Here is a 24,615-nt window from a genome sequence, read left to right as displayed (position 1 = left end):
CTGGACCTGAATCGTGACCAGGTCGATGCACTCGTGGATCGGCTGCGGGCAAGCGGGGATCTACCGGGTGAGAAGAAGAAGTCGGGCCGAGGGGTGCTCAGCCTCTTCCGACACCGTCGCGGCCAGCCGTCAGCTTCAAACCGAGAGGACTCTTGCGATGGATGAGCAAGCGCGGCTACACCTTCAGCGCTTCGCCGACGCCTACCGCGATGCAGCCCCCGACGGCTGGGTGAGAATCGTCACATGGTGGGCCAAGATGGGCGACTCGCCCGACGAGGCATCTCTTGACGCGACCATGACGCCTGCTGTCGTGATCTTCCGGGATCGCAGCGGTGTCTTGGTGCAGGAGCCCATCGAGCCGGCGAGCGAGCCGCTGCAGGACCTGCTCCAGCTCGAGGCTCTGGATCAGGACGACACCGGTTGGCTCGTCATGCGGGTCGAGATCGACGCGGACGATCCCGAACCACGCGCGGAGTTCGACCACGACACCCTGGTGAGGGCCCAGACGTCGCTCCAGGACCCGTGGGCGGACGAGGTACATCACTACCTGGAGCGACACCGTGAGGAGCTCCGGGGGCTGCCGGCGGAGCCGACGACGGAGGAGGCCAGGCCCGCCCTGGTCGACGTTCCCGGCGTGCACGAGATCGCGGACCGGATCGTGGACGGCCTGACCGGTGACCACTCGTCGTGGATCCGCGTCGTGATGTGGATCGGGCGACTCCAGCAGGAGGACGGGTCGACGGCACCGAACAACCTGCGGCTCAACCGGGTGATCACCTGGGACGGAGCGCAGCTCGCGGCAGAGTACGGCCGCACCTCGACGGCTCATGACGCTATCGAGGCGCTGTACGAGGCCGCCGGTGGCGTGGACTGGACCCAGCTGAGACTGATCGCCGACCGGGACGGTCCCTGCTCGATCGTCGCCGTGATGGACGAGCCGCGACGACCGGAGGAAGGGGCGGCGACCGATCCCTACTGGCGGCAGGTCCACGACTACCTCGAGCTCAACCAGGACGAGGTGGAGGCGCTGGTCGAGCGGCTTCAGGACCACGGCAACCTGCCTGGTGACCGAAGCGGGCAGAAGCGTGCCGGTGTGCTCGGCTGGCTGCGGCGCCGGGGTTGATACCTGTCGGTCAGCCCACCGGTGAGCGCCCCTGGCCGCGGTGACCGAGCCGCGCCGACAGCTCGGACGCCGTCTGCCGGACCAGCCGGACCACGGCGTCGATCCGCAGGTCACGGTCCGCGGGGTAGGTCACGGCGACCCCGGCCACCGGATGGCCGGAGTGGTCCAACACGGCTGAGGCGACCGACGCGAGCCCGGGGGTCACGAGGCCGTCCTCGACGGCATACCCCCGTGCGCGGGTCTCGGTGAGGACCCGCCGCAGCTCGACGAGGGAGCGCGGCCCCTCCTCGTGCCGCTGCACGAAGGCCTCGCGCGAGGGGAAGAGCGCGCGCACCTGCGCCGCCGGGAGCGCCGCCAGGATCGCCAGCCCGCTCGCGGTGAGGGTCGCGGGCAGGCGCACCCCGGCGTCGGTGACCAGCGAGGGTCGCCCGGCGACCCGCTCCTCGATGACGTAGAGCACGTCCGGCCCGTGCAGCACCGCCAGGTGCGCGTTGTGCCCGCACGCGTCGGCGAGCCGGGTCAGCCGCGGGCGGGCCAGCCGTTGCAGCGGCGCCTGCCGGGTGTAGGCCGAGCCCAGCTCGTAGGCGGCGACACCCAGGCCGTAGCGCCGCTCCTCGGGCAGGTGCACGGCATACTGCTGCTCGACGAGGACCGTGAGCAGGTGGTAGGTCGTGGACCGCGGCAGCCCCAGCTCGCGGGCGATCGTCGCCGCCGCGACCGGTGTCGCGTGCCGAGCGAGCAGCGTGAGGATGGCCAGCGCGTGACCCGCGGCGGGTGCATTGCTGGTCCCCATCCTCCCGAGGGTAGGCGCTCACCCGCCTCCGCGGGCGCTCACGCGTCCCCGGGCAGCCAGATCCGGTCGAGGTAGTCGCGCATCGAGCGGTCGGAGGAGAAGAACCCGCAGCGGGCGACGTTGAGGATCGTCGAGCGGCTCCACGCCTCGGGGTCGGCGTAGGCCCGCTCCACGCGGTCCTGGGCTTCGAGGTAGGACCCGAATCCTGCCAGCGCCATGAACGGGTCGTGGTTGAGCAGGTTGTCCAGCACCGCCGAGACGGCGCCCCGGTCGCCGCCGGTGAAGTGGCCGCTGCCGATGAGGTCGATCGTGGCCTTGAGCACCGGGTCCGCCTCGTAGAACGAGCTGGGGACGTAACCCCGCTGGCGCAGTTTCTCGACCTCCGGCTCGGTCATGCCGAAGAGGAAGAAGTTGTCCTCGCCGACGAGGTCGAGGATCTCGACGTTGGCGCCGTCGAGGGTGCCGATCGTCAGGGCGCCGTTGAGCGCGAACTTCATGTTGCCGGTGCCCGAGGCCTCCTTGCCGGCCAGCGAGATCTGCTCGGACAGATCGGCGGCCGGGATGACCTTCTCCGCGAGGGTGACGTTGTAGTTGGCCGGGAAGAGCACCTGCAGCCGGCCGTCCATCACCGGGTCGGTGTTCACCGTCTCCGCGACCGAGTTGATGAGGAAGATGATCTCCTTGGCCATGTGGTAGCCCGGCGCCGCCTTGGCGCCGAAGAGCACCGTGCGCGGGGTCACCTGGTCGATCGGAGTGCGGCCCGAGAGGACTCCCTCGTAGACCGAGACGACGTGCAGCAGCTTGAGGGTCTGCCGCTTGTACTCGTGAAGCCGCTTGACCATGACGTCGAGCAGGTGGTCCTGCGAGAGCTCGATGCCGTCACGGACGCGCAGCAGCTTGCCGAGCCGCTCCTTGTTGGCGTCCTTGACGTCCCGGAACCGCTGCCGGAAGTCGGCGTCGTCGGCATACGGCTCGAGCTGGCGCAGCTGCTCCAGGTCGGTGACCCAACCGGTCCCGATGGTCTCGTTGATGAGGTCCGACAACCGCCGGTTGGCCAGGTAGAGGAAGCGGCGCGGGGTGATGCCGTTGGTGACGTTGGTGAACTTCTCCGGCCACATCGCGTGGAAGTCGGGCAGCACGTCGTCGCGCAGCAGCTGGCTGTGCAGCTCGGCGACGCCGTTGACCTTGGCGCCCGCGACGGTGGCGAGGTAGGCCATCCGCACCGCGCGCTGCGGCTGCTCGGCGATGATCGACATCCGCCGCACCCGGCCCTCGTCGCCCGGGAAGGCGTCGCGCACCTCGAGCAGGAACTCTTCGTTGATGCGGTAGATGATCTCCAGGTGGCGCGGCAGCAGCCGCCCCAGCAGGTCGACGGGCCACACCTCGAGCGCTTCGGGGAGCAGCGTGTGGCAGGTGTAGGCGAAGCACTGCTGGGTGATGTCCCACGCCTCGTCCCAGTCGAAGCCCTTCTCGTCGACGAGGATGCGCATGAGCTCGGGCACCGCGATGACCGGGTGGGTGTCGTTGAGCTGGAAGATGATCCGCTCGGGCAGACGGTGGAGGTCGAAGTCCCGGGGCAGGGTGTTCTCGATGAAGTCGCGCAGGCTGCAGGCGACGAAGAAGTACTGCTGCTGCAGCCGCAGCTCCTTGCCCTGCGGCGTCGAGTCGTCGGGGTAGAGCACCTTGGAGATGTTCTCCGCGAAGATCTCCGCGCGGGAGGCCTGGGCGTAGTCGCCGGCGTTGAAGGTCTGCAGGTCGAAGGCCTGGTTGGCCTCGGCGCTCCACAGCCGCAGGGTGTTGACGACGCCGTTGCGGAAGCCGGGGACCATGTAGTGGTAAGGGACGCCGCGGACCTGCCAGGCGGGGACCCAGCGGGTGTGCTCGGTGCCGTCCTCGTCGCCCGAGGTCTCGGTATGCCCGCCGAAGCCGACCTGGACGGCGCGCTCGGGGTGCGGGAACTCCCACGGGCTGCCCAGGCGCAGCCAGCTGTCCGGCTCCTCGACCTGGCGGCCCTCGACGAAGGTCTGCCGGAAGATGCCGTACTCGTAGCGGATGCCGTAGCCGATGCAGGGCTGGTCCATCGTCGCGAGCGAGTCGACGAAGCAGGCGGCGAGCCGCCCGAGGCCGCCGTTGCCCAGGCCGGGCTCGACCTCCTGGCCGCGCAGCGCCGCCATGTCGATGCCGCACTGCTCCATCGCCTGCTCGGCGATGCCCTGCAGGTCCGAGGCGAGCAGGTTGTTGCCGAGCTGGCGGCCCAGGAGGTACTCCGCCGAGAGGTAACCGACCATGCGCGTGGGGTTCTTGCGGCGCCGGTGCCCGGTCTCCAGCCAGGACGCCATCAGGTAGGAGCGCACGGTCCGGGCGAGCGCGAGGTACTGGTCGTTGATCGTCGACTGCGACAGCTTGACGCCCTGCCCGAAGTTGAGCTGGTCCAGGAACTCACGGACGAAGCCGTCGACGGTGCGCGGCGGCGAGGTCACCGGGCCGGTCGCCAGCTCGTGCGACGCCTCGAAGCTGGGGCCGCGCCGGTTGGCGTCGGCGGACGGGCTCTCGTCGGTGATGACGGGGTGCGGGTGCGTGGAGGTCACGAGTCGTAACCCTAGGGCCTCGCTGGTTCCCGGGCATACCTCGCGCGGGGCGTGTGTTGGCAACCGGGCCCGCCCTGAGAGCACCCGAGACCGGAGGAGACCGACAGTGACCCCAGCCGACCAGTCCGCCCCCGCCCGTGAGGTCCGCCTCGTCGCCCGCCCGCACGGGTGGCCCGAGCCGTCCGACTTCGAGCTCGCGACGAGCGAGCTGCCCGAGCTCGCCGACGGGCAGGTGCGGGTGCGCAACGAGCTGATCTCCGTCGATCCCTACATGCGCGGTCGGATGAACGACACCCGGTCCTACGTCGCGCCCTTCGAGCTGGGCCGGGCGATGGAGGGCGCCGCCGTCGGGGTCGTCGAGGAGTCCCGCGCCGAGGGGTATGCCGTGGGTGACCACGTCCTGCACCAACTCGGCTGGCGCGAGGAGGCCGTCGTGGACGCCGAGTCCGCGCGCGTCGTCGACACCGACGCGGCGCCCGCCCCCGCCTACCTCGGGGTGCTCGGCATGACCGGGCTCACCGCCTACGCCGGGCTGGTCCGCGTCGCGCAGCTGCGCGAGGGCGACGTCGTCTTCGTCTCCGGGGCCGCCGGAGCGGTCGGCAGCGTGGCCGGCCAGGTGGCCAAGGCGCTCGGCGCGTCCCGCGTGATCGGCAGCGCCGGCTCCCAGGAGAAGGTGGACCACCTCGTGGACGAGCTCGGCTTCGACGCCGCCTTCAACTACAAGGACGGCGACGTCGCCGCCCAGCTCGCCGAGCACGCGCCCGACGGGATCGACGTCTACTTCGACAACGTCGGCGGCGAGCACCTGGAGGCCGCGATCGGGGCCCTGCGGCAGGGTGGCCGGATCGCGATCTGCGGCGCGATCTCGAGCTACAACGACACCGAGCCCGCGCCCGGGCCCCGCAATCTGGCCCGGCTCATCCAGGTGCGCGGCACGATGACCGGCTTCCTCGTCTCCGACCACCAGGACCTGGCGGGCGAGTTCGCCGGGCAGGCCGCCGGGTGGCTGTCCTCGGGTCAGCTGCGGTCCCGCGAGACGGTCGTCGAGGGCATCGAGCACGCGGTCGACGCCTTCCTGGGCCTGCTGCGCGGCGACAACACCGGCAAGATGCTCGTGCGCGTCTGAGGCTGAGTCGCTCAGCGGTATGCCGGAGCGGCCCGCCGCGGCAAGAACCAGGAGGGGGGCGCAGGCATACCGAAACCGACCTGCCGGCCGACCGCACCCCCGTGCGGGAGGCGATCGAGCGGGCGATCCCGCTGCACGCGGGCGCCGCCAACCGCGCGGTGAGCCGCGAGCACACCGAGACGCGGCTGGCGACCCTGCGCGCGCTCGCCGAGGAGACGGGCTTCGACCCGGCCGAGCACGCCCGGCGCTGGGAGCTGCAGCTGGGCACCCTCGGCTCCGGCAACCACTTCATCGAGGTGAGCGCCGACGAGCAGGCCGGTGTCTGGCTCTTCCTGCACTCCGGGTCGCGGGGTGTCGGCAACAAGATCGCCCAGCAGCACATCCGCGTCGCCGCGCAGCAGTGCGAGGGTGTCGACCTGCCGCACCGGGACCTGGCCTACCTCACCGAGGGCACGCCCGAGTTCGACCGCTACATCGCGCAGATGCGGTGGGCGCAGACGTATGCGCTGCTCAACCGCGAGGAGATGATGGGCCGGGTCGTGCGCCAGGTGGCGGAGTGGCTGGCGGTGGACGTCGCCGCGGTGGAGCGGGTGGAGGAGATCAACTGCCACCACAACTACACCGAGCAGGAGGTCCACTTCGGCGAGACCGTGTGGCTGTCCCGCAAGGGCGCCATAACGCCGAGGTCGGTCGACCGGGCCTCATCCCGGGGTCGATGGGCACGGCGTCCTACGTCGTCGTCGGCAAGGGCTGCCGGGAGGCCCTCGACTCGGCACCGCACGGTGCCGGGCGGACCTGCTCCCGGCGGCGGGCGCAGCGGGAGTTCACCGTGGAGGACCTGCGGGCAGCGATGAGCGGGATCGAGTACCGTGACACCGACGCCTTCATCGACGAGATCCCGGCCGCCTACAAGGACATCGACCAGGTGATGGCGGACGCCACCGACCTGGTGGAGGTCCGGGCGACTGAGCGCGGCCCGAGCCGGCACCTGACGTGGGGAGTCAGCGGTAGGCGCGGGCGGCCCGCCGCGCAGACGCCGGCACGAGCACCTCGAAGCGCTCGAGGACCACGAGGGTGTCGTCGTCGACCGGCTCGCCGTGCGGCGCGGTGGCCGCGAACGCCTCGCGGTGGATGGCCCGCCAGTCGGCGAGCGTGCCGTTGCCCTCCCCCTCGAGCCGGGCGTGCTCGGCGGGGACGTCGGCGAAGCGGCACACGTCCACGTCCGTGATGCGGACCAGGGCCCGGGGTCGACCGGAGCCGTCGAGCAGGATGGACAGCAGCCCGGGCTCGGGCAGCGCCAGGTCGAGGCCGACGCCGGTGCGGGTGAGGGTGTCGCCCTCGGCGGGCCCCTCGCCCAGGGCCTGCCGGGTCCGCGCGTCGGCCTCGTAGTCCCGGTAGGCGCTGGCCGTCGCGGTCTTCCGCCCGGCGAGCACCAGCCCGAGCAACCGGTCCGCGGTCTGCGGGTCGTCCTCACCGCCGAAGCTCCACGCCGGCGGCGGGAGGGTGTCGCTCACCTGGGCACCGGCATACACCTCGATGCGGTTGAGCTTGCCGCGGATCCGCGCGTCCTCCCAGAACGCGGCGATCGCACGGTCGTGCCGGCTGCGCTCCGCTCCGCCCGGTGTCTGCTCGCTCATGCACCCCACCCTAGGCTCAGCCGGTGTGAGGCCCTTCCTGTTGCTCGGCACGCGCGCCGAGGACGACGCCGCCGACGACGAGTATGCCGGGTTCCTGCGCTACGGCGGCCTCACGGAGAGCCAGCTGCACCGGGTCCGGGTCGAGGCGGGGCCGATGCCTGCGATCGACCTCGACGACTACGCCGGGCTGATCCTCGGTGGCAGCCCCTTCAACGCCTCGGACGAGCGCAAATCACCGGTCCAGGTGCGTGTCGAGCGCGAGCTCGGCGAGCTGGTGAAGCGGGTGGTCGCGGCGGACAAGCCGTTCCTCGGAGCGTGCTACGGCATCGGGTTGCTCGGGCAGGTCTGCGGCGGCGTCGTCGACCGGAGGTATGGCGAGGCGCCGGCGGCGGTGGAGATCTCCCTGACGGTGGACGGGCGGATCGACCCGCTGCTGCTGGGGATGCCGAACCCGTTCCACGCGATCGTGGGCCACAAGGAGGCCTGCGCCGTGCTGCCCCCTGGCGCGATCCTGCTGGCCTCGTCGGCGGGCTGCCCGACCCAGATGTTCCGGATCGGGCAGCACGTCTATGCCACGCAGTTCCACCCTGAGCTGGACGCAGACTCCTTGGAACACCGGCTGCACATCTATGCCGGTCACGGCTACTGCGAGCCGGACGAGGTGGGCCCGATCGTCGCACAGGCGCGGGAGGACGCGCTGGACGACGTGCGGCGGATCCTGGCCAGCTTCGTGACGATGGCGACGCAGGTCAGCCGCTGACCAGGTCCTGGTGCGTCTCGTCCGAAGCTCCCGCCGGCATGAGCAGTCGAAAGTGCCTCGCTCGCAGGATCTGGATCTGCATCGAGGCACGTTCGACTGCTCATGAAACGTGGGCGGCGGCATACAGCACCGGCAGAATGTCCTGCGTCCGCCCCGTTTCCTCGATGTTGTGGGTAGTCCAGTGATCGGCCGTCTCGCGGAGAAGACCTGCGGCCCGACCGCCCGGTTGAGGAGCGGCCCGACCAGCGGCACCTCGAAGTCGACTGCGGTCTCGGCGTAGAAGCTGACCCCGCCGGGGACCTCGGCGTATCGATGGGTGATCCGGCCGGCTGGCCGGTCCCCTGGGCCAAGGATGTCGAAGGTGAACTCCGACTCGTCCAGCGTCGTCGTGTGCATGACCTGGTGGATGCGGTCCCGGTAGTCGTTGAACTGCTCGTCGATGCGCGAACGGGCACCGACCGCGAAGCCACGGTTGGGTGTCCCCTCGGGAGCGTCGGTCATCGGAGTGACGCGGATGTGGTCCCGGTGGTGCCACAGGTGGTACACGAGGATCTCCGGGCCGGAGAAGTCCTCACCGTTCCATGTCGTCGTGCCCGCGAGGTTCTCGAACCACCACTTCAACATCGCTGGCGTGACCCCCGCGATGTCGTCATGCTCGAGCTGCACCAGCAGGGCGCCCCGCTTGTCGACCGAGACGTTGGTCCACTTCGTGGAGGAGATGGGTTTGAAGGGCAGTCGGCCCGCCCGTTGCAGGGCCTGGCGGGCCAGGAGTCGCTGCTCGCGCAGGGTGTCGTCGACCTCGATCATGGTGATCCTTCCGTCCGGGTATGCGCCGGGTCGCGCCCAGGCCGCCGATGACGCTGTGGAGCACGAGGCCGCGGATGGACCCGTGAGTTCGTGCAGCGGTGCCGGATCGTCGTCCGTGAGCCAGTCGAGCATCGTCCAGGCGACGGCGGCGGCGAGAGCACGCGAGGTGAGCTCCAGGGGCAGAGGGCCACCGGCCAGGGCGCGGGAGACGGGGGTGTTGGTGGCGATCCTGGCGGTGAGAAGCGCGACGATTTCGGCCTGCACGATGTGCCCCCCGTGGCCGCTCAGCACCCCCCGGGAGAAGTCGCGGTGGGGTGCGATGCGAGCCAGCATGCGGCTGATGGTCTCCCCCATGACCTGCTCGCGGTGCTCCTCCGCCTGGGGCTCGGCCTCGCCCTCGAGGGCTGCGCTGATCCGCGCGACAGCAGCTGCGGCATACAGCGACGGCAGGTCGCCGAAAGTGGCGTAGAACGTCGGCCGGGTCAGGCCAGCACGGGTCACGACCCGGGTGATGGTGATGCCAGCGGGATCACGCTCGTCCAGCAGGCTGGTGGCCGCCGCGACGAGGGAAGCGCGGGAGCGCGAGGAGCTGGTGGGCACGGGTGTGTTTACATATGTAAAGCATGCTTCCTCAGTCGCCCGCGATGAGGTCGATGACCTCGTCCCGGCTGGGGCCGGCCGCGATCTGATCGGCGAGTTCGCGGGCACGCTGACGGTATGCCGGGTTCCTGAGCACCCGCTCGACCGCCCTCCGAGCGCGGGCCGCGTCGATGCTGCGCCGGGTGGTGCCGAGCCCCACGCCGGACCAGGTGACCCGGGCCGCCACGTCGCGCTTGTCCTCCGTCGCGCCGACGGCGACGAGCGGCACGGCATACCGGAGCGCGTGGTTGACGCTGCCGTAGCCACCGTTGGTGACCATGACGTCGCACCGCGGCAGCAACTCGTCGTAGGGGAGGAAGTCGGCGACGCGGGCGTTGTCGGGGAGGCGGTCGAGGGCCAGGTCGCCCCCGCCGGTGCTGGCGACGACGAGCACCTCGGCGTCGGCGAGGCCCTCGATGACCGGCCGCACGAGCTGCCCGAGGTCGGTGTTGGCGACCGTGCCCTGGGTGACGTGCACGACAGGGCGGTCGTCGTCCAGATCGGCCCACCAGCCGGCAGCGGGTGCTCGGTCGACGCGCTGGTCGTGGTCGGGCCGACGAAGTGGACCGGGGCTGGGACCTCGCCGGGCGAGCGTGGGTACTCGAATCCGGGAGCGGTCATCTGCAGGATGCCGTCGCTGTGGCCGGGCCAGTCGAAGGGGACCAGGTCGGTCCGGATGCCCTCGAGCTCGGCGACCTGGCGGTGGGCGAGTGCGGTGATGGGCGCCAGCACGCGGTGGGCGACGCGGCGGATCAGGGCGTTGCGGACGCGGTCGACCGGGCCGGCCGGCGGCGGAAGAGCAGGCAGCGGCGGGACCAGCGGCAGGAAGCCGAGCGCGAGCACGCGCGGCCGTGAGGCGCGCGGTCGCAGGACGAGCGGCATACCCGCGAGGAAGAGGGGGTCGCAGAGCACGACGTCGGCTCCCGCCCGCAGCTCGTCGTCGACCACCCGCAGCTGCGCGGGCATGGCGCAGACGAACTGCGTGAGGTCGAAGCGGGCGAGCTTCGGGCCGCGCAGGCCGGCGCGACCGGGGATCGAGCCGTCGAGGTCGGTGTCGTCGAAGTCGACCTCGGGCGGGAGCGGGACGGTGCGCGCCCCCAGCGCGTCGAAGGTATGCCGGTAGTGGGCGCCGGTGATGACGGTCACCTCGTGGCCGCGCTCGCGGAGGGCGACGACGATCGGTGCGGTCGGCCCCACGTGGCCGCGGGCGGGCTGCACGCAGACGAGGACGTGGGCCATGGCAAGATCTCCCCTCGCAGTGATGCTGCCCATCGTGACATGCGGCCAGCATGAGGCGGCGGGCTCACCGGCCTAGGGTGGGGATCATGACGACTGCGACGGACCTTCGGACCAGGGCCCTGAGCGGCGGCCTCGCAGGTGTGTTGACGCTCTATCCGATCGGGCGTGCGCCACGCTGGGCCCAGGCGGCCTTCGTGGCGGTGCCGACCGCCCTGGCCGCGGCCGGGGGCGGCGTGGTGGCGGCGAGCGTCGACTGGTCGACGTCGAGGAAGGTGGCGGTGGCCGTCGGGGCACCCCTGTGGATGGCCGCGACCTCCGCCCTGTCGGTCGACCTGGACCGCCGCGTCGAAGAGTGGCTCCGGCCGCGGGTGAAGAGGCCCCGGGTCGTGATGGCGGCCGGAGCGGCGGTGCTCGCGGCCGCCATGTCGATGGCGGACGGGGACGGTGCTCCGCGAGAGGACCACGGCGCCGGAGGGTAGAAGGCGCCACGGCTCGGACCGACTGATCCCTCGATGCCGTCCCCTGTCTGAGATCTGAGACGCTGGGAGTCGTCGCGGGGGTGACGCGGCGCGACGCGGGCGGTCCAATGGTGGTCATGAGCCAGCACCCCCGCACCGACCTGCCGACCGAGGTGACCGTCGGCGTCGGCCCCCTGTCCCACGCCGAGGTCGTCGCCGTCGCCCGGCATGGTGCCCGCGTGAGCATCGCGGGCGACGCCGTCGAGGGCATCGCCGCGACCCGCCGCATCATCGAGGACCTGGCGAGCGACACCCAGCCGCACTACGGCATCTCGACCGGCTTCGGCGCGCTGGCCAACACCAGCATTCCGCTCGAGAAGCGGGCGCAGCTGCAGCGCAGCCTGGTCCGCAGCCACGCCGCGGGGTCCGGCCCGGAGGTCGAGCGCGAGGTCGTGCGGGCGCTCATGCTCCTGCGCCTGTCGACCCTCGCGACCGGCCGCACCGGGGTGCGGGTCGAGACGGCGCAGGCGTATGCCTCGCTCCTCAACGCCGGCATCACCCCCGTCGTGCGCGAGCACGGCAGCCTCGGCTGCTCCGGCGACCTCGCGCCGCTGGCCCACTGCGCCCTGGCCGTCATGGGCGAGGGCATGGTCCGGGTCGGTCCGGAGGCGGGCGCGGACCAGGAGGCCTGGCAGGCCTCCCCGCAGGAGCTCATCCCCGCCGGTGAGGCGCTGGCCCGCGCCGGCATCGCCCCGGTCGAGCTGGCCGAGAAGGAGGGCCTGGCCCTCATCAACGGCACCGACGGCATGCTCGGCATGCTCGTGCTCGCCCTGCACGACCTCGACACCCTGCTCACCACCGCCGACGTCGCCGCCGCGATGAGCGTCGAGGGCCTGCTCGGCACCGACGACGTCTTCGCCGCCGACCTGCACGAGCTGCGGCCGCACCCCGGCCAGGCCCGGTCGGCCGAGAACTTGCGAGACCTCATGTCCGACAGCGCGATCCGCGAGTCGCACCGCACCGAGGCGTGCACCCGCGTGCAGGACGCCTACTCGCTGCGCTGCTCGCCCCAGGTGCACGGATCCGCCCGCGACACCTGCGGGTATGCCCGCACCGTCGCCGACCGCGAGCTCGCCGCCGCCGTCGACAACCCGGTCGTCACGCTCGACGGACGGGTCGAGAGCAACGGCAACTTCCACGGTGCGCCGGTCGCCCACGTGCTCGACTTCCTCGCGATCGTCGCCGCCGACGTGGCGAGCATCAGCGAGCGGCGCACCGACCGCTTCCTCGACGTCGCCCGCAGCCATGGGCTGCCGCCCTTCCTCGCGGACGACCCCGGGACCGACAGCGGGCACATGATCGCGCAGTACACCCAGGCCGCGCTGGTCAGCGAGCTCAAGCGGCTGGCCGCCCCGGCGAGCGTGGACTCCATACCCTCCTCCGCGATGCAGGAGGACCACGTGAGCATGGGCTGGGGTGCGGCCCGCAAGCTGCGCCGCGCCGTCGACGGGCTGACCCGCGTCGTCGCGGTCGAGGTCCTCACCGCCGCCCGCGCGCTCGACCTGCGCGCGCCGCTCACCCCCGCCCCCGCGACGGCGGCCGTCGTGGCGCTGCTGCGCGGGTCCGGCGTCGAGGGCCCCGGCCCGGACCGCCACCTCAGCCCGGAGATCGAGACCGTCGTCGATCTCGTCGCGGACGGCCGCGTCCGCGCCGCCGCCGAGAGGGTCACCGGACTGCTGCACTGACGCAGACCGGGCGGCCGGTCCGCGCAGACCGTGCGGCCGGTCAGAAGAAGTGCCACAGCCAGAGCCAAGCCAGAGAAACGAGTCGAAGGAGACCACCATGGAAGGCGCCCGTCCTGTCCGCGCACCGCGCGGCACCCAGCTCACCGCCCGCTCCTGGGCCACCGAGGCCCCGCTGCGGATGCTCATGAACAACCTCGACCCCGAGGTCGCCGAGCGCCCCGACGACCTCGTCGTCTACGGCGGCACCGGCCGCGCGGCGCGCGACTGGCGCAGCTTCGACGCCATGGTCCGCACCCTCACCGACCTGCGCGAGGACGAGACCATGCTGGTCCAGTCCGGTCGCCCGGTCGGGGTCATGCAGACCCACGAGTGGGCGCCGCGCGTGCTCATCGCCAACTCCAACCTCGTCGGCGACTGGGCGACCTGGCCCGAGTTCCGCCGGCTCGAGCAGCTCGGGCTGACGATGTACGGCCAGATGACCGCCGGCTCCTGGATCTACATCGGCACCCAGGGCATCCTGCAGGGCACCTACGAGACGTTCGCCGCGGTCGCCGCCAAGAAGTTCGGCGGGTCCCTCGCCGGGACGCTCACCCTCACCGGTGGGTGCGGCGGCATGGGCGGCGCCCAGCCGCTGGCGGTGACGCTCAACGGCGGGGTATGCCTCGTGGTCGACGTCGACGAGGCCCGGCTGCGCCGTCGGGTGAAGAGCCGCTACCTGGACGAGGTCGCCGACTCCCTCGACGCCGGGGTCGAGCGGGCGCTGGCCGCCAAGCAGGCGCGCGAGGCCGTCTCGATCGGCGTCGTCGGCAACGCCGCCGAGGTCTTCCCCGAGCTGCTGCGCCGCGGTGTCGCGATCGACATCGTGACCGACCAGACGTCCGCGCACGACCCGCTGTCCTACCTGCCGACCGGCATCGACCTCGCCGACTGGCAGGACTACGCCGAGAAGAAGCCGGAGGAGTTCACCGACCGGGCACAGGAGTCGATGGCCCGGCACGTCGAGGCGATGGTCGGCTTCATGGACGCCGGCGCGAGGTCTTCGACTACGGCAACAGCATCCGTGACGAGGCCCGCCAGGGCGGCTACGACCGGGCCTTTGAGTTCCCCGGCTTCGTCCCGGCATACATCCGGCCGCTGTTCTGCGAGGGCAAGGGCCCGTTCCGCTGGGCCGCGCTCTCCGGCGACGAGAAGGACATCGCCGCCACCGACCAGGCCGTGCTCGACCTCTTCCCCGACAACGACCACCTGCAGAAGTGGATCCGGGGCGCCCAGGACAAGGTCGCCTTCGAGGGGCTGCCCGCGCGGATCTGCTGGCTCGGCTACGGCGAGCGGGACAAGGCGGGCGTGCGCTTCAACGACATGGTCGCCTCCGGCGAGGTCAGCGCCCCGATCGCCATCGGCCGGGACCACCTCGACTGCGGCTCGGTGGCGAGCCCCTACCGCGAGACCGAGGCCATGGCCGACGGCTCGGACGCCATCGCCGACTGGCCGCTGCTCAACGCCATGGTCAACACCGCCTCCGGCGCGTCCTGGGTGTCGCTGCACCACGGCGGCGGCGTCGGCATCGGCCGCTCGCTGCACGCCGGGCAGGTCAGCGTGGCCGACGGCACCGACCTGGCCCGGCAGAAGCTGGAGCGGGTCCTGACCAACGACCCCGGCATGGGCGTCATCCGGCACGTCGACGCCGGCTACGACCGTGCGACGAGGTGGCCGCCGAGCGCGGCGTGCGCGTCCCCATGCGGGAGGGCGACTGACATGAGCACCACCATCCGGCCCGACGACGTGCCGGACACCGCAGTCCCCATGTGGAAGTTCTTCGTCCTGTCCGCCATCGGCGTCGTGATGTTCTTCGTGCCGGTCACGATCGGCGGGCGCAGCACGATCCCGCTGGACCACATCGTGTCCTGGCTGCGCGAGGCGATCCCCGGCATCCTGCCCTGGTATGCCCTCGCCCTCATCGCGGCGGGTGCCGTCTACCCCTGGGTCACCGGGTCCTGGCGGCGGAGCACGACCGACGCCGTCTTCGCCGTCGCTCGCGTCATCGGTCTGGTCGTCGGGGTGATGCTCGTCCTCGAGGTCGGGCCGGCGTGGCTCTTCGCCGAGGGCATGGGGCCGTTCCTGCTGAACGCCCTGGTAATCCCGGTCGGGCTGCTCGTGCCGATCGGGGCGGTCTTTCTGGCGCTGCTCGTGGGCTACGGGCTGATGGAGTTCATCGGGGTGCTCGCGCGGCCGCTCATGCGGCCCGTCTTCCGCACCCCCGGCCGCTCGGCGATCGACGCCGTCGCCAGCTTCGTCGGGTCCTACTCGCTCGCCCTGCTCATCACCAACCGGGTCTACCTCGACGGGAAGTACACCCGGCGCGAGGCCATGGTCATCGCCACCGGCTTCTCCACCGTCTCGGCGACCTTCATGATCGTCGTCGCGAGCGCGCTGGACCTCATGGACCACTGGACGGTCTACTTCTGGTCCACCCTGCTCATCACCTTCGTCGTCACCGCCGTCACGGTCCGGATCCCGCCGCTGGGCCGGATGCCGGACGAGACGGCGCCCGGCGTGGAGCACCAGCCGGAGCAGCCGACCGAGGGCGGCCGGTTCGCGACCGCGTGGCGGGAGGCCAGGCATACCGTCGCGGTGGACCCGGGCCTGCTGCGGACGGTCCGGTCCACCTTCCTCGACGGGCTCCGGATGGCCATGGCGATCCTGCCGAGCATCCTGTCGATCGGGCTGCTGGGCCTGGTGCTCGCCGAGTTCACGCCGGTCTTCGACTGGCTCGGCTACGTCTTCTACCCCATCACCTGGGCGCTGCAGATCCCCGAGCCGCTGCTCGTCGCCAAGGCCGCCGCGCTGGGTGTCTCGGAGATGTTCCTCCCGGCCGCGCTCGTCGCGGAGTCCGCGATGTCGGTGAAGTACGTCGTCGCCGTGGTGAGCGTCAGCCAGATCATCTTCTTCTCCGCGATGGTGCCCTCCCTCGTCGGCACCCAGATCCCGGTGTCCATCCCGCGGCTGCTCGTCGTCTGGTTCGAGCGGGTATGCCTGAGCCTGGTCCTCGCGATCCCGGTCGGGCTGCTGCTGTTCTGAGACGCGAGGGACGCTACCCGCCGGTACGTTCGGCGCATGGGCAACGTCGCAGTGCGGCACCTCGGTGCCGAGGAGTTCATCTCGTTCACGACCTTCCGCCGCAACGGCGAGCCGGTGCCGACGCCGGTCTGGGTGGTGCCGCTGCGCGACGGCGAGCGGGTCGGGTTCTACACGACGATGGGCACCGGCAAGACGAAGCGGCTCCGGCATACCTCGCGGGTCACGGTGCAGCCGTGCGGTCGGACCGGGACGCTGAAGCCGGGTACCGAGCCGGTCGAGGGGACCGCTGAGATGGTGCAGGGCGGGGCGGACTTCGACGAGGTCAGGGCCGCGGTGCGGGCGAAGTACGGCTGGCAGACGCGGGTCTTCCGGCTCGTGGGCAAGCTCATGATGCGCGGCAAGGGCCGGACCTACGGCGACACCGTCGTGCTCGTCACCCCGGGGGTCCTGCCCGGCTGACCTGTGGACGACGCCGGTGCGGTCGTGCCGGACCGGCATGCTGGACGTCATGACGGGGGAGGGGCACGATGGAGATCATGAGCATGACCGAGGTCGGCATCTACACGGTCGAGGACCTGTATGCCTACCGCGAGCAGCGGGACGACATGACGATCCAGCTCATCGAGGGTGAGCTGGTCGTGTCCCCCGGTCCGAGCATCGTCCACCAGGCGGTCAGCGGGGAGCTCTTCGCCCTCCTGCGTGCCTCCTGTCCGCCGCACCTGCGCGTGCTGGCCGCACCGCTGGACCTGCGGGCCGGGGAGCGCAGCATGATCCAGCCCGACCTCATGGTGATCCCCCGGGAGATCCGCGAGGGCGGACAGGTCGAGGTCCCACCGGTCCTCGCTGTCGAGATCCTGTCGCCGTCGAGCCGCCGGACCGACCTCGTCGCGAAGCCGCACGTGCTCGCCCGCTTCGGCTGCCCGCACTACTGGGTGGTGGACCCGGAGGCGCCGGGCATCCGGGTCTACCGCTTGGTGGGCGACGCCTACGAGTCCGGCGAGGTCGTCATGGGCGATGTGGCGTTCCGCGTGACCGACCCCTTCGAGGTGTCCTTCCGGCTCTCCGACCTCACCCGCTGATCCGCGGCGGGTGTGCCGCCGGCCGGTCAGTCGGTGACGTCCGCCACCTGCGCGCCGAGAGCCGTCAGCGCGGCCTCGGCCTCGAGGGTCACCGCGACCCCGTGCGCGCCCGCCCCGAGCGAGATCTGGCGTCCCTGCTCACCGGTCAGGCTGGCGTCGGCGACGACGGGCCAGGCGGTGGTCGAGCCGAAGGGCGTGATCGTGCCGCGCTCGTAGCCGGTCGCCTCCTTGGCCGTCCCGCGTCCGGCATGGAGAGTCTGTTGACGCCGAGCAGCGACCGAAGCTTGGGCCAGGCGATCTCCCGGTCGCCCGGCACGAGGACGAAGAGGTAGTCCTCCTCGCCGCGCCGTACCACCAGGGTCTTGACGATGTCGCGCGGCTCGACGCCACGCACCTGGGCCGCCTCCTGCAGGCTCCCGACCCGGCCGTGGCGGGTGACGGCATACTCGAGCCGAGCCGCCTCCAGCGCGGCCAGGGCGCGTTCCTCACTCATGGGACCGAGGGTATGCCCCGCGCGGGCGATGGCATCTGGGTCCTGTCGTGTCTGATATCCGAGACGACGACGGCAGCTCGGCACTGTCAGCGCCCGCCGCCGGACACCTAGGGTCGGGACCGTGAGCACCGCAGCCGCCCTCGCCGCCTTCGACCGCATGTGGGCCGACCTCGACCCGGTGGGCCGGGTCGGCAGCGGCGGCTACCGCCGGTTCGCCTGGACCCGCGAGGACGCGATGCTGCGGGAGTGGTTCGCCCAGGAGGCGGCCGCACGCGGGCTCGATCTGGTCGAGGACCGGGTCGGCAACCAGTGGGCCTGGTGGTGGGACGGCCCCGGCACCGTGGATGACGCGGTGCGGGCCGGGCATACCGGTCTCGTCGTCGGCTCGCACCTGGACTCCGTGCCCGACGGCGGCGCCTTCGACGGGCCGCTGGGGGTGGTCAGCTCGTTCGCGGCGCTCGACCTGCTGCGCAGCGAGGGGGTCGCGCCCACCCGGCCGGTCGCGGTGGCGAACTTCGTGGACGAGGAGGGCGCGCGCTTCGGGATCGCCTGCGCAGGGTCGCGGTTGCTCACCGGCGCGCTCGACGCCGACCGGGCACGCGCGCTGACCGACGCCGACGGCGTGAGGTATGCCGACGCGCTCGCCGCGGTGGGCCGCGACCCGGCCGACCTGGGGCGGGACGAGGAGACGCTGGCGCGCGTCGGCGCCTTCGTCGAGCTGCACGTCGAGCAGGGCCGGGCGTTGGTCGACCTCGACGCACCGGTCGCGGTGGCGAGCGACATCTGGCCGCACGGCCGCTGGCGCTTCGACGTCCCCGGCGAGGCCAACCACGCCGGGACCACCCGGCTGGAGGACCGTCGGGACGCGATGCTCGGCTATGCCGACCTCGTGCTGGCGGCCCGCGCGGGCGCCGCCGGGCGGGGCTGCGTCGCCACCGTCGGCAGGGTGGCGGTCACCCCGGGCGGCGTCAACGCGATCCCCTCCCACGTCACGGGGTGGCTGGACGCGCGAGGACCGGAGGAGGACCAGGTGGAGGCGCTCGTCGCCGAGCTCGAGGAGCGGGCGGGGCGGCACGGTGCCAGCCTCACCCGCGAGTCCTGGACGCCGACCACCCGCTTCGACGGGGCGCTGGCCGACCGGCTGCGCCGAGTCCTCGGCAGCGCGGACGAGCTCAGCGTGCCCGTGCTCGGCACCGGGGCGGGGCACGACGCGGGCATCCTCGCGGGAGCGGGCATACCCACCGCGATGCTCTTCGTGCGCAACCCGACCGGCGTCTCGCACAGCCCCGCCGAGCACGCCGAGGCCGCCGACTGCCACGCCGGCGTCGAGGCGCTCGCGGCGTGCGTGACCGACCTCGTGAGCGAGCAGCCGTGAGCACCGCCTTCCACGCGCGGCACGCGCACCTGCCGACCGGTGTCGCCGCCGACGTCGGCATCACGGTCGAGGACGGCCGGATCACCGGGGTGGAGGCGGGCATACCGCCGCAGGACGGGGACCACCGGCTGCCCGGCGTCGTCCTGCCCGGCCTGGCCAACGCCCACAGCCACGCCTTCCACCGCGCGCTCCGGGGTCGGACGCACCACGGGGGCGGCACGTTCTGGTCCTGGCGCGAGACGATGTATGCCGTCGCAGCCCGGCTCGACCCGGACCGCTACCTCGCCCTGGCGCGCGCGACCTACGCCGAGATGGCGCTCGCCGGGATCACGGCGGTGGGGGAGTTCCACTACCTCCACCACGGGCCCGGCGGGAAGCGCTACATGGACCCCAACGTCATGGGGAAGGCTCTGGTGCAGGCCGCCGCCGACGCCGGGATCCGGCTGACGCTGCTGGACACCTGCTACCTCGTCGGCGGGCTCGACGGCGCCGGTCACCGGGAGCTGGAGGGCCCGCAGCTGCGCTTCGGCGACGGCGACGCACGGACCTGGGCGCTGCGCGTGGACGACCTGCGCGACCACACCGACGGCGGGCCCGCGCACCTGCGGGTCGGTGCCGCGATCCACTCGGTGCGCGCCGTGCCCCGCGACCAGCTCGCGACCGTGGCTTCGTGGGCGCGCACCGCGCCCGCGACCCTCGACCGGACAGCGCCTCTGTCAACACCCCCCACGTCCGGTCGCGGGGAGGGCGGGCGGCCGGTGCACGTGCACCTCTCGGAGCAGCCCGCGGAGAACGACGCGTGCCTCGCCGCGCACGGGCTCACCCCCACCGGTCTGCTCGAGGCCGAGGGCGTGCTCGGGCCGGACCTCAGCGCGGTGCACGCCACCCACCTCACCGACGAGGACGTCGCGCTGCTCGGCCGGCACCGGTCGTATGCCTGCTTCTGCCCCACCACCGAGCGCGACCTCGCCGACGGGATCGGCCCCGCCCGCGCCCTGCGCGACACCGGGGCGCGACTGTCCCTCGGCTCGGACCAGCACGCCGTCGTCGACCTGCTGGAGGAGGCCCGGGCCCTGGAGATGCACGAGCGGCTCGACAGCCTCGAGCGGGGCCGGTTCACGCCCGCCGACCTGCTGGCGGCGGCCACCGCGCACGACAGCATCGGCTGGCCGGACGCCGGGCGCATCGAGGTCGGCGCGCGGGCCGACCTCGTCGCCATGCGCGACGACACCGTCCGCACCGCCGGCACCGACCCCGGTCAGGTCGTCCTCGCGGCGACCTCGGCCGATGTCGACACGGTCGTCGTCGACGGGCGGGTGGTCGTGCAGGACGGGCGCCACCGGCTGGGCGACGTCGGGCGCCTGCTGTCCGAGGCCATCCACCCGCTGGTCGCACCGACCGACTGATCGCGGCACGAGAGGATCGACCCATGAGCATGCTCATCACCGGCATCAGCGAGCTGTCCACCTGCGACGACAGCCAGGAGGAGCGACCAGCCACCTCGGAGGAGGCGGCGCTCACCCGCGGCCTCGGTGTCGTCCGCGACGCCGCCGTCGTCCTCGGTGGCGGGGGCGAGGACTCGGCGCCCGTCGTGGAGTGGATCGGCCCGGCCGACCAGGCACCGGCCGCGGACTGGGCGATCGACCTCGGCGGCAAGGCGGTCCTGCCCGGCTTCGTCGACAGCCACGCCCACCTCGTCTTCGCCGGCGACCGCTCGGCCGAGTTCGCCGCCAGGATGACCGGGCAGCCCTACGACGGCGGCGGCATCGCGGTGACGATGGCGGCGACCCGCAAGGCCGGGGACGCCGAGCTGCGCGACCTGCTCGCCCGGCGCGTCGCCGAGATGCGCTCCCAGGGCACCACGACGGTGGAGATCAAGAGCGGCTACGGGCTCGACGTCGAGCACGAGGTGCGGGCGCTGCGACTGGCGCGCGAGGTCACGCCGGAGACGACCTTCCTCGGCGCCCACGTCGTGCCCCCGGACCGGAGGGAGGACGGCGGGCGGGAGGCATACCTCGACCTCGTCTGCGGCGAGATGCTCGCCGCCTGCGCGCCGTATGCCCGCTGGATCGACGTCTTCTGCGAGCCAGCGAGCGCGCACGCCTTCGACGGCGAGGAGAGCCGGCGCGTGCTCGAGGCGGGTCGGGACGCCGGGCTCGAGCTGCGGGTCCACGGCAACCAGCTGTCGCACGGCCCGGGCGTGCGGCTCGCGGTCGAGCTCGGCGCCGCCAGCGTCGACCACTGCACCTTCCTCACCGACGAGGACGTCGACGCGCTGGTCGGGAGCGACACTGTGGCGACCCTGCTGCCGGGCGTGGAGTTCTCCACCCGGCAGCCCTACCCGGACGCCCGCCGGCTCCTCGACGCGGGCGTCGACGTCGCCCTGGCGACCGACTGCAACCCCGGCACCTGCCACTCCTCCTCCATGCCGCTGATGATCGCGCTCGCGGTCCGGGAGATGGGGATGACCCCCGCCGAGGCGGTGCGGGCCGCCACCGTCGGCGGGGCGCGCGCGCTGCGCCGGGACGACGTCGGCCGCATCCGCGTGGGCCGGCGCGCCGACCTCGCCGTGGTCGACGCGCCCAGCGTGCTGCACATCCCCTACCGCGTCGGGGTGCCGATCGTGCGTGCCCTGGAGGTCTGAGCAGTCCCGACGTCAGACCACGGGGGGACGTGAAGGGCGACCGCGGTATGACGCGGGCCGGCTGCCGCAGCGCCTAGGGTCGGACCGTGGACCAGACGGCGCAGGGACCCCGCCAGCGAGCGGCGGACGCGTGGCGCCGGGCGCGTGACGTGCCCTGGCTGACCGACGCCGCGCTCGTGGGTGTGCTGCTGTTCTTCCTGCTCTTCCTCGGCGCCGGGCTGGGCAGCCCGGCCTCTCTCGTGCTGAGCGTGCTGCAGATCGTGCCGCTGCTGTGGCGGCGCAGGCGTCCGCTTCCGGTCGCGCTGGTCGTGGCCGGTGGCTGCGCCCTGCAGGTGGTCTTCATGGACACCCCGATGCCCGCGAACGTGGCCGTGCTCATCGCGGTCTACAGCGCGGCGGCGTCCGGGACCCGCACCACCTCTCGCGTTGTCCTGGGGCTGGGCCTGGCAGGTGCGCTGATCGCCGCCATCGACTGGACCGGCCCGATCTACACCGGTACGGACCTCGGGGTCCTAGCCGTCCAGGCCGTCTTCATGGCCTGCTTCGTCGGGGTGGCCTGGACCCTGGGGGACGTCATGCGGCGGCGCCGCGAGGTGGTCTCCCGGCTGCAGGAGCAGAACCGTGCGCTCGCGCGCGACCAGGCGCAGCGTGCCCGGCTCGCGGCCCAGGACGAGCGCGCCACGATCGCGCGGGAGATGCACGACGTGGTGGCACACTCGCTCGCGGTCGTGGTGGTGCAGGCGGACGGCGGTCTGTATGCCGCGCGGCAGGCGCTCTCGCGCGGCACCGGCGAGGCGGCTGATCAGGACCGGCAGCGGGCCGCCTTGGAGCAGGCCGCCACCACGCTGGAGACCTTGGCCGAGACCGCCAGGGCGTCGCTGGCGGACACCCGGCGCCTGGTGGGGGTGCTGCGCGACCCCGGGTCGGACCCGGAGTATGCGCCGCTGCAGGGACTGGCGCACCTGGACGACCTGGTGCAGCGGGTGCGCGCCTCGGGGGTCGACGTCTCCATGCACGTCCGCGGCGAGGTGGACGGACTGTCGACCGAGGCCGACCTGGCGGCCTACCGCGTCGTCCAGGAGGCCCTGACCAACGCCATGAAGCACGCAGGCCCGGGCGCCTCGGTCGACGTGGACCTGCTGCGCACGCCCGAGGTCCTTCTCGTGCGGGTCACCGACGACGGCGACGGGGCCGCCCAGGACGACCACGACGGCGAGGGCAACGGTCTCATCGGCATGCGCGAGCGGGTCGAGGTCCTGGGGGGCAGCGTGAGCGCCGGGCCCCGGGCGCGGCGCGGCTGGGAGGTCGTGGCCACCCTGCCGGTCGCGCGCGCCACGGACGAGCCGGGTGCGCCGCGCGACCGGTCCGACGACGCCGAACCGGCAGCACGGCATACCTCAGGAGGGACCCGATGACCCCGATCCGCCTCTTCCTCGTCGACGACCAGGCGCTCGTGCGCGCCGGGTTCCGGATGGTCCTCGACGCGCAGGACGACATGACGGTCGTCGGGGAGGCGGGGGACGGCGTCAGCGCCCTCGAGGCCATCGCGCAGACCCGGCCGGACGTCGTGCTCATGGACATCCGGATGCCGCGGATGGACGGGGTGGAGACCACCCGGCGCCTGCTGGCGGACGCCCCGGCCGACCGGACGCTCAAGGTCCTGGTGCTGACCACCTTCGACCTGGACGAGTACGTCTTCGCGGCCCTGCGCGCGGGGGCCTCCGGCTTCCTGCTCAAGGACGCGGGACCGGCCGAGCTGCTGGCGGCGATCCGGGCGGTGCACCAGGGTGACGCCGCGATGGCGCCGTCGACGACGCGTCGCCTGCTCGAGCGCTTCGTGCCGGACCTCCCGGACGCCCAGGGCGAGCAGGAGGGAGCGGCGAGCCGCCGCGCGGCCGCGGCCCGGCTGGAGTCGTTGACCGAGCGGGAGCGCGAGGTGCTCGAGTCCGTCGGGCGAGGGCTCACCAACACCGAGATCGCCGCCGAGCTCTACCTCGCCGAGGCGACGGTCAAGACGCACATCGGGCGGGTCCTGGCCAAGCTGTCGCTCCGCGACCGGGTGCAGATGGTCATCACGGCCTACGAGACGGGCCTCGTCGGCCGCCCCGAATAGCCACCGAGCGTCGCCAGTGGTGGCCTCTTTCGGCACCGGGCGACGCTCGGTCATACCTGGGGCGGAGGGACGGGGGCGCAGGTCGAGACCTGGGGCTGACGCCGGGGGCGACGTTCGCTCCCTAGCGTCGCCGGTATGACGTCCACGACACATCGACAGAGCGCCGCCGAGGCGCGCCCGGGCCGGCGGATGGCCGCCAGCGCGGTCGACCTCACCAAGACCTACGGACGCGGCGAGGCCGCCGTCACCGCCCTCGACCGCGTCTCGGTCGGCATCGAGGCAGGCCGCTTCACGGCCATCATGGGCCCGAGCGGCTCGGGCAAGTCCACCCTCATGCACCTGCTCGCGGGGCTGGACACCCCCACGTCCGGTCGGGTCCACCTCGGCGAGCACGAGCTCACCTCGCTGTCCGACGCACAGCTGACCCGCCTGCGCCGCGACGCGGTCGGCTTCGTCTTCCAGGCGTTCAACCTGCTGCCCGCGCTCACCGCGCGTCAGAACCTCCGGCTGCCGCTGGAGCTCGCCGGCCGCGAGGCGACGCGGCCTGGGAGAAGACCGTCGTGGACGCCCTGGGGCTCGCAGGACGGCTCGACCACCGGCCCGGGCAGCTCTCGGGCGGGCAGCAGCAACGGGTCGCCCTGGCCCGCGCGCTGGTGGCCCGGCCGGCCGTCATCTTCGCCGACGAGCCCACCGGTGCTCTCGACTCCACCACGGGAGCCGAGGTGCTCGACCTGCTGCGCCGGTCGGTGGACGAGTGGGCCCAGACCGTCGTCATGGTCACCCACGACCCGACGGCAGCGGCCGTCGCCGACCGGGTGCTCATGCTGGCCGACGGCAAGATCGCCGGCGAGATTCTCGACCCGGACGCCGACACCGTCCTGGCCGCGATCCGCGAGCTCGGGAAGGTCGCCTGATGGC

17 protein-coding genes and 4 pseudogenes are annotated in these 24,615 nt (G+C 72.6%); 16 read left to right on the top strand and 5 right to left on the bottom strand.

The window, feature by feature from the left end:
* Window positions 1-157 precede the first annotated feature (157 nt).
* Window positions 158-1,123, top strand: a complete 966-nt coding sequence (locus BJF80_RS09370) for a hypothetical protein (RefSeq protein ID WP_143554059.1) — start codon at window positions 158-160, stop codon at window positions 1,121-1,123.
* Between the two features lie 10 nt (window positions 1,124-1,133).
* On the opposite strand, the gene BJF80_RS09365 is transcribed toward BJF80_RS09370, so the two are convergent.
* Entirely contained in the window at window positions 1,134-1,916 is a 783-nt protein-coding gene (locus tag BJF80_RS09365; RefSeq protein ID WP_075813103.1) for an IclR family transcriptional regulator, read from the bottom strand.
* Between the two features lie 38 nt (window positions 1,917-1,954).
* Window positions 1,955-4,504, bottom strand: coding sequence for a glycogen/starch/alpha-glucan phosphorylase (locus BJF80_RS09360; RefSeq protein WP_075813101.1), 2,550 nt, complete (start codon window positions 4,502-4,504; stop codon window positions 1,955-1,957).
* A 106-nt stretch (window positions 4,505-4,610) separates the two neighbouring features.
* Here BJF80_RS09360 and BJF80_RS09355 point away from each other — a divergent pair, with 106 nt between their 5' ends.
* Both BJF80_RS09355 and BJF80_RS09350 read left to right on the top strand, forming a co-directional pair.
* Entirely contained in the window at window positions 4,611-5,630 is a 1,020-nt protein-coding gene (locus BJF80_RS09355) for an NADP-dependent oxidoreductase (RefSeq protein ID WP_075813099.1), read from the top strand.
* A 68-nt stretch (window positions 5,631-5,698) separates the two neighbouring features.
* Window positions 5,699-6,597: pseudogene (locus BJF80_RS09350) on the top strand (RtcB family protein); the annotation flags it as partial.
* Between the two features lie 34 nt (window positions 6,598-6,631).
* On the opposite strand, the gene BJF80_RS09345 reads toward BJF80_RS09350, so the two are convergent.
* Window positions 6,632-7,267, bottom strand: coding sequence for an ASCH domain-containing protein (locus BJF80_RS09345; RefSeq protein ID WP_075813097.1), 636 nt, complete (start codon window positions 7,265-7,267; stop codon window positions 6,632-6,634).
* A 25-nt stretch (window positions 7,268-7,292) separates the two neighbouring features.
* Here BJF80_RS09345 and BJF80_RS09340 point away from each other — a divergent pair, with 25 nt between their 5' ends.
* Complete coding sequence (locus BJF80_RS09340) at window positions 7,293-8,027, top strand: glutamine amidotransferase (protein ID WP_075813095.1); 735 nt, start codon at window positions 7,293-7,295, stop codon at window positions 8,025-8,027.
* Between the two features lie 1,438 nt (window positions 8,028-9,465).
* Here BJF80_RS09340 and BJF80_RS19290 read toward each other — a convergent pair.
* Complete coding sequence (locus BJF80_RS19290) at window positions 9,466-9,951, bottom strand: glycosyltransferase (RefSeq protein WP_202817179.1); 486 nt, start codon at window positions 9,949-9,951, stop codon at window positions 9,466-9,468.
* Between the two features lie 901 nt (window positions 9,952-10,852).
* On the opposite strand from BJF80_RS19290, the gene BJF80_RS09325 reads away from it, so the two are divergent.
* The 6 genes and pseudogenes from BJF80_RS09325 to BJF80_RS09300 all read left to right on the top strand — a co-directional run bounded on the left by BJF80_RS09325 (window position 10,853) and on the right by BJF80_RS09300 (window position 17,072).
* The gene (locus BJF80_RS09325; protein WP_143554058.1) at window positions 10,853-11,191 is read left to right on the top strand and encodes a hypothetical protein; all 339 of its coding nucleotides are present in this window, start codon (window positions 10,853-10,855) and stop codon (window positions 11,189-11,191) included.
* A gap of 107 nt (window positions 11,192-11,298) precedes the next feature.
* A complete protein-coding gene (gene hutH, locus BJF80_RS09320; protein WP_414899292.1) occupies window positions 11,299-12,915 on the top strand; it encodes a histidine ammonia-lyase in 1,617 nt (538 codons plus the stop codon).
* Window positions 12,916-13,012: 97 nt separating this feature from the next.
* Window positions 13,013-14,669, top strand: a pseudogene (hutU, locus tag BJF80_RS09315) (urocanate hydratase).
* Window position 14,670: 1 nt separating this feature from the next.
* Entirely contained in the window at window positions 14,671-15,993 is a 1,323-nt protein-coding gene (locus BJF80_RS09310; protein ID WP_075813089.1) for a YjiH family protein, read from the top strand.
* A gap of 36 nt (window positions 15,994-16,029) precedes the next feature.
* On the top strand, window positions 16,030-16,452 hold the full coding sequence (locus tag BJF80_RS09305; protein ID WP_075813086.1) for a PPOX class F420-dependent oxidoreductase: 423 nt from the start codon (window positions 16,030-16,032) through the stop codon (window positions 16,450-16,452).
* 77 nt (window positions 16,453-16,529) lie between these two features.
* On the top strand, window positions 16,530-17,072 hold the full coding sequence (locus BJF80_RS09300; protein WP_158068511.1) for a Uma2 family endonuclease: 543 nt from the start codon (window positions 16,530-16,532) through the stop codon (window positions 17,070-17,072).
* Window positions 17,073-17,098: 26 nt separating this feature from the next.
* Here BJF80_RS09300 and BJF80_RS09295 read toward each other — a convergent pair.
* Window positions 17,099-17,565 (bottom strand): annotated as a pseudogene (locus BJF80_RS09295) (aminoacyl-tRNA deacylase).
* Between the two features lie 121 nt (window positions 17,566-17,686).
* Between BJF80_RS09295 and BJF80_RS09290 the strand changes: the two are divergent.
* The 6 genes and pseudogenes from BJF80_RS09290 (at window position 17,687) to BJF80_RS09265 (ending at window position 24,611) form a co-directional block, all read left to right on the top strand.
* Window positions 17,687-18,940: an allantoate amidohydrolase gene (locus BJF80_RS09290; protein ID WP_237767521.1), complete on the top strand. Its 1,254-nt coding sequence runs from the start codon at window positions 17,687-17,689 to the stop codon at window positions 18,938-18,940.
* Window positions 18,937-20,346 (top strand): formimidoylglutamate deiminase, encoded by a 1,410-nt coding sequence (locus BJF80_RS09285; protein WP_075813084.1) that lies wholly within the window; start codon window positions 18,937-18,939, stop codon window positions 20,344-20,346. Before BJF80_RS09290 ends, BJF80_RS09285 begins: the two co-directional genes overlap by 4 nt.
* 23 nt (window positions 20,347-20,369) lie before the next feature.
* Window positions 20,370-21,584, top strand: a complete 1,215-nt coding sequence (gene hutI, locus BJF80_RS09280; protein WP_075813082.1) for an imidazolonepropionase — start codon at window positions 20,370-20,372, stop codon at window positions 21,582-21,584.
* 86 nt (window positions 21,585-21,670) lie between these two features.
* Window positions 21,671-22,999 (top strand): sensor histidine kinase, encoded by a 1,329-nt coding sequence (locus tag BJF80_RS09275; RefSeq protein WP_075813080.1) that lies wholly within the window; start codon window positions 21,671-21,673, stop codon window positions 22,997-22,999.
* Window positions 22,996-23,697: a response regulator transcription factor gene (locus BJF80_RS09270; protein ID WP_075813078.1), complete on the top strand. Its 702-nt coding sequence runs from the start codon at window positions 22,996-22,998 to the stop codon at window positions 23,695-23,697. The genes BJF80_RS09275 and BJF80_RS09270 overlap by 4 nt, the downstream gene beginning before the upstream one ends.
* A gap of 135 nt (window positions 23,698-23,832) precedes the next feature.
* A pseudogene (locus tag BJF80_RS09265) lies at window positions 23,833-24,611 on the top strand (ABC transporter ATP-binding protein).
* Window positions 24,612-24,615 lie beyond the last annotated feature (4 nt).

Source organism: Serinicoccus sp. CUA-874 (assembly GCF_001942225.1).
Classification (GTDB): domain Bacteria; phylum Actinomycetota; class Actinomycetes; order Actinomycetales; family Dermatophilaceae; genus Ornithinicoccus; species Ornithinicoccus marinus.
This window is presented reverse-complemented; position numbering and strand designations above follow the sequence as displayed.

What these genes read in the sequence shown, in the direction of transcription:
- BJF80_RS09370 (WP_143554059.1), top strand. Translation starts at nt 158, where the DNA reads ATGGATGAGCAAGCGCGGCTACACCTTCAGCGCTTCGCCGACGCCTAC.
- BJF80_RS09345 (WP_075813097.1), bottom strand. Translation starts at nt 7,267, where the DNA reads ATGAGCGAGCAGACACCGGGCGGAGCGGAGCGCAGCCGGCACGACCGT.
- BJF80_RS09365 (WP_075813103.1), bottom strand. Translation starts at nt 1,916, where the DNA reads ATGGGGACCAGCAATGCACCCGCCGCGGGTCACGCGCTGGCCATCCTC.
- hutI (WP_075813082.1), top strand. Translation starts at nt 20,370, where the DNA reads ATGAGCATGCTCATCACCGGCATCAGCGAGCTGTCCACCTGCGACGAC.
- BJF80_RS09270 (WP_075813078.1), top strand. Translation starts at nt 22,996, where the DNA reads ATGACCCCGATCCGCCTCTTCCTCGTCGACGACCAGGCGCTCGTGCGC.
- BJF80_RS09310 (WP_075813089.1), top strand. Translation starts at nt 14,671, where the DNA reads ATGAGCACCACCATCCGGCCCGACGACGTGCCGGACACCGCAGTCCCC.
- BJF80_RS09305 (WP_075813086.1), top strand. Translation starts at nt 16,030, where the DNA reads ATGGGCAACGTCGCAGTGCGGCACCTCGGTGCCGAGGAGTTCATCTCG.
- hutH (WP_414899292.1), top strand. Translation starts at nt 11,299, where the DNA reads ATGGTGGTCATGAGCCAGCACCCCCGCACCGACCTGCCGACCGAGGTG.
- BJF80_RS09300 (WP_158068511.1), top strand. Translation starts at nt 16,530, where the DNA reads ATGAGCATGACCGAGGTCGGCATCTACACGGTCGAGGACCTGTATGCC.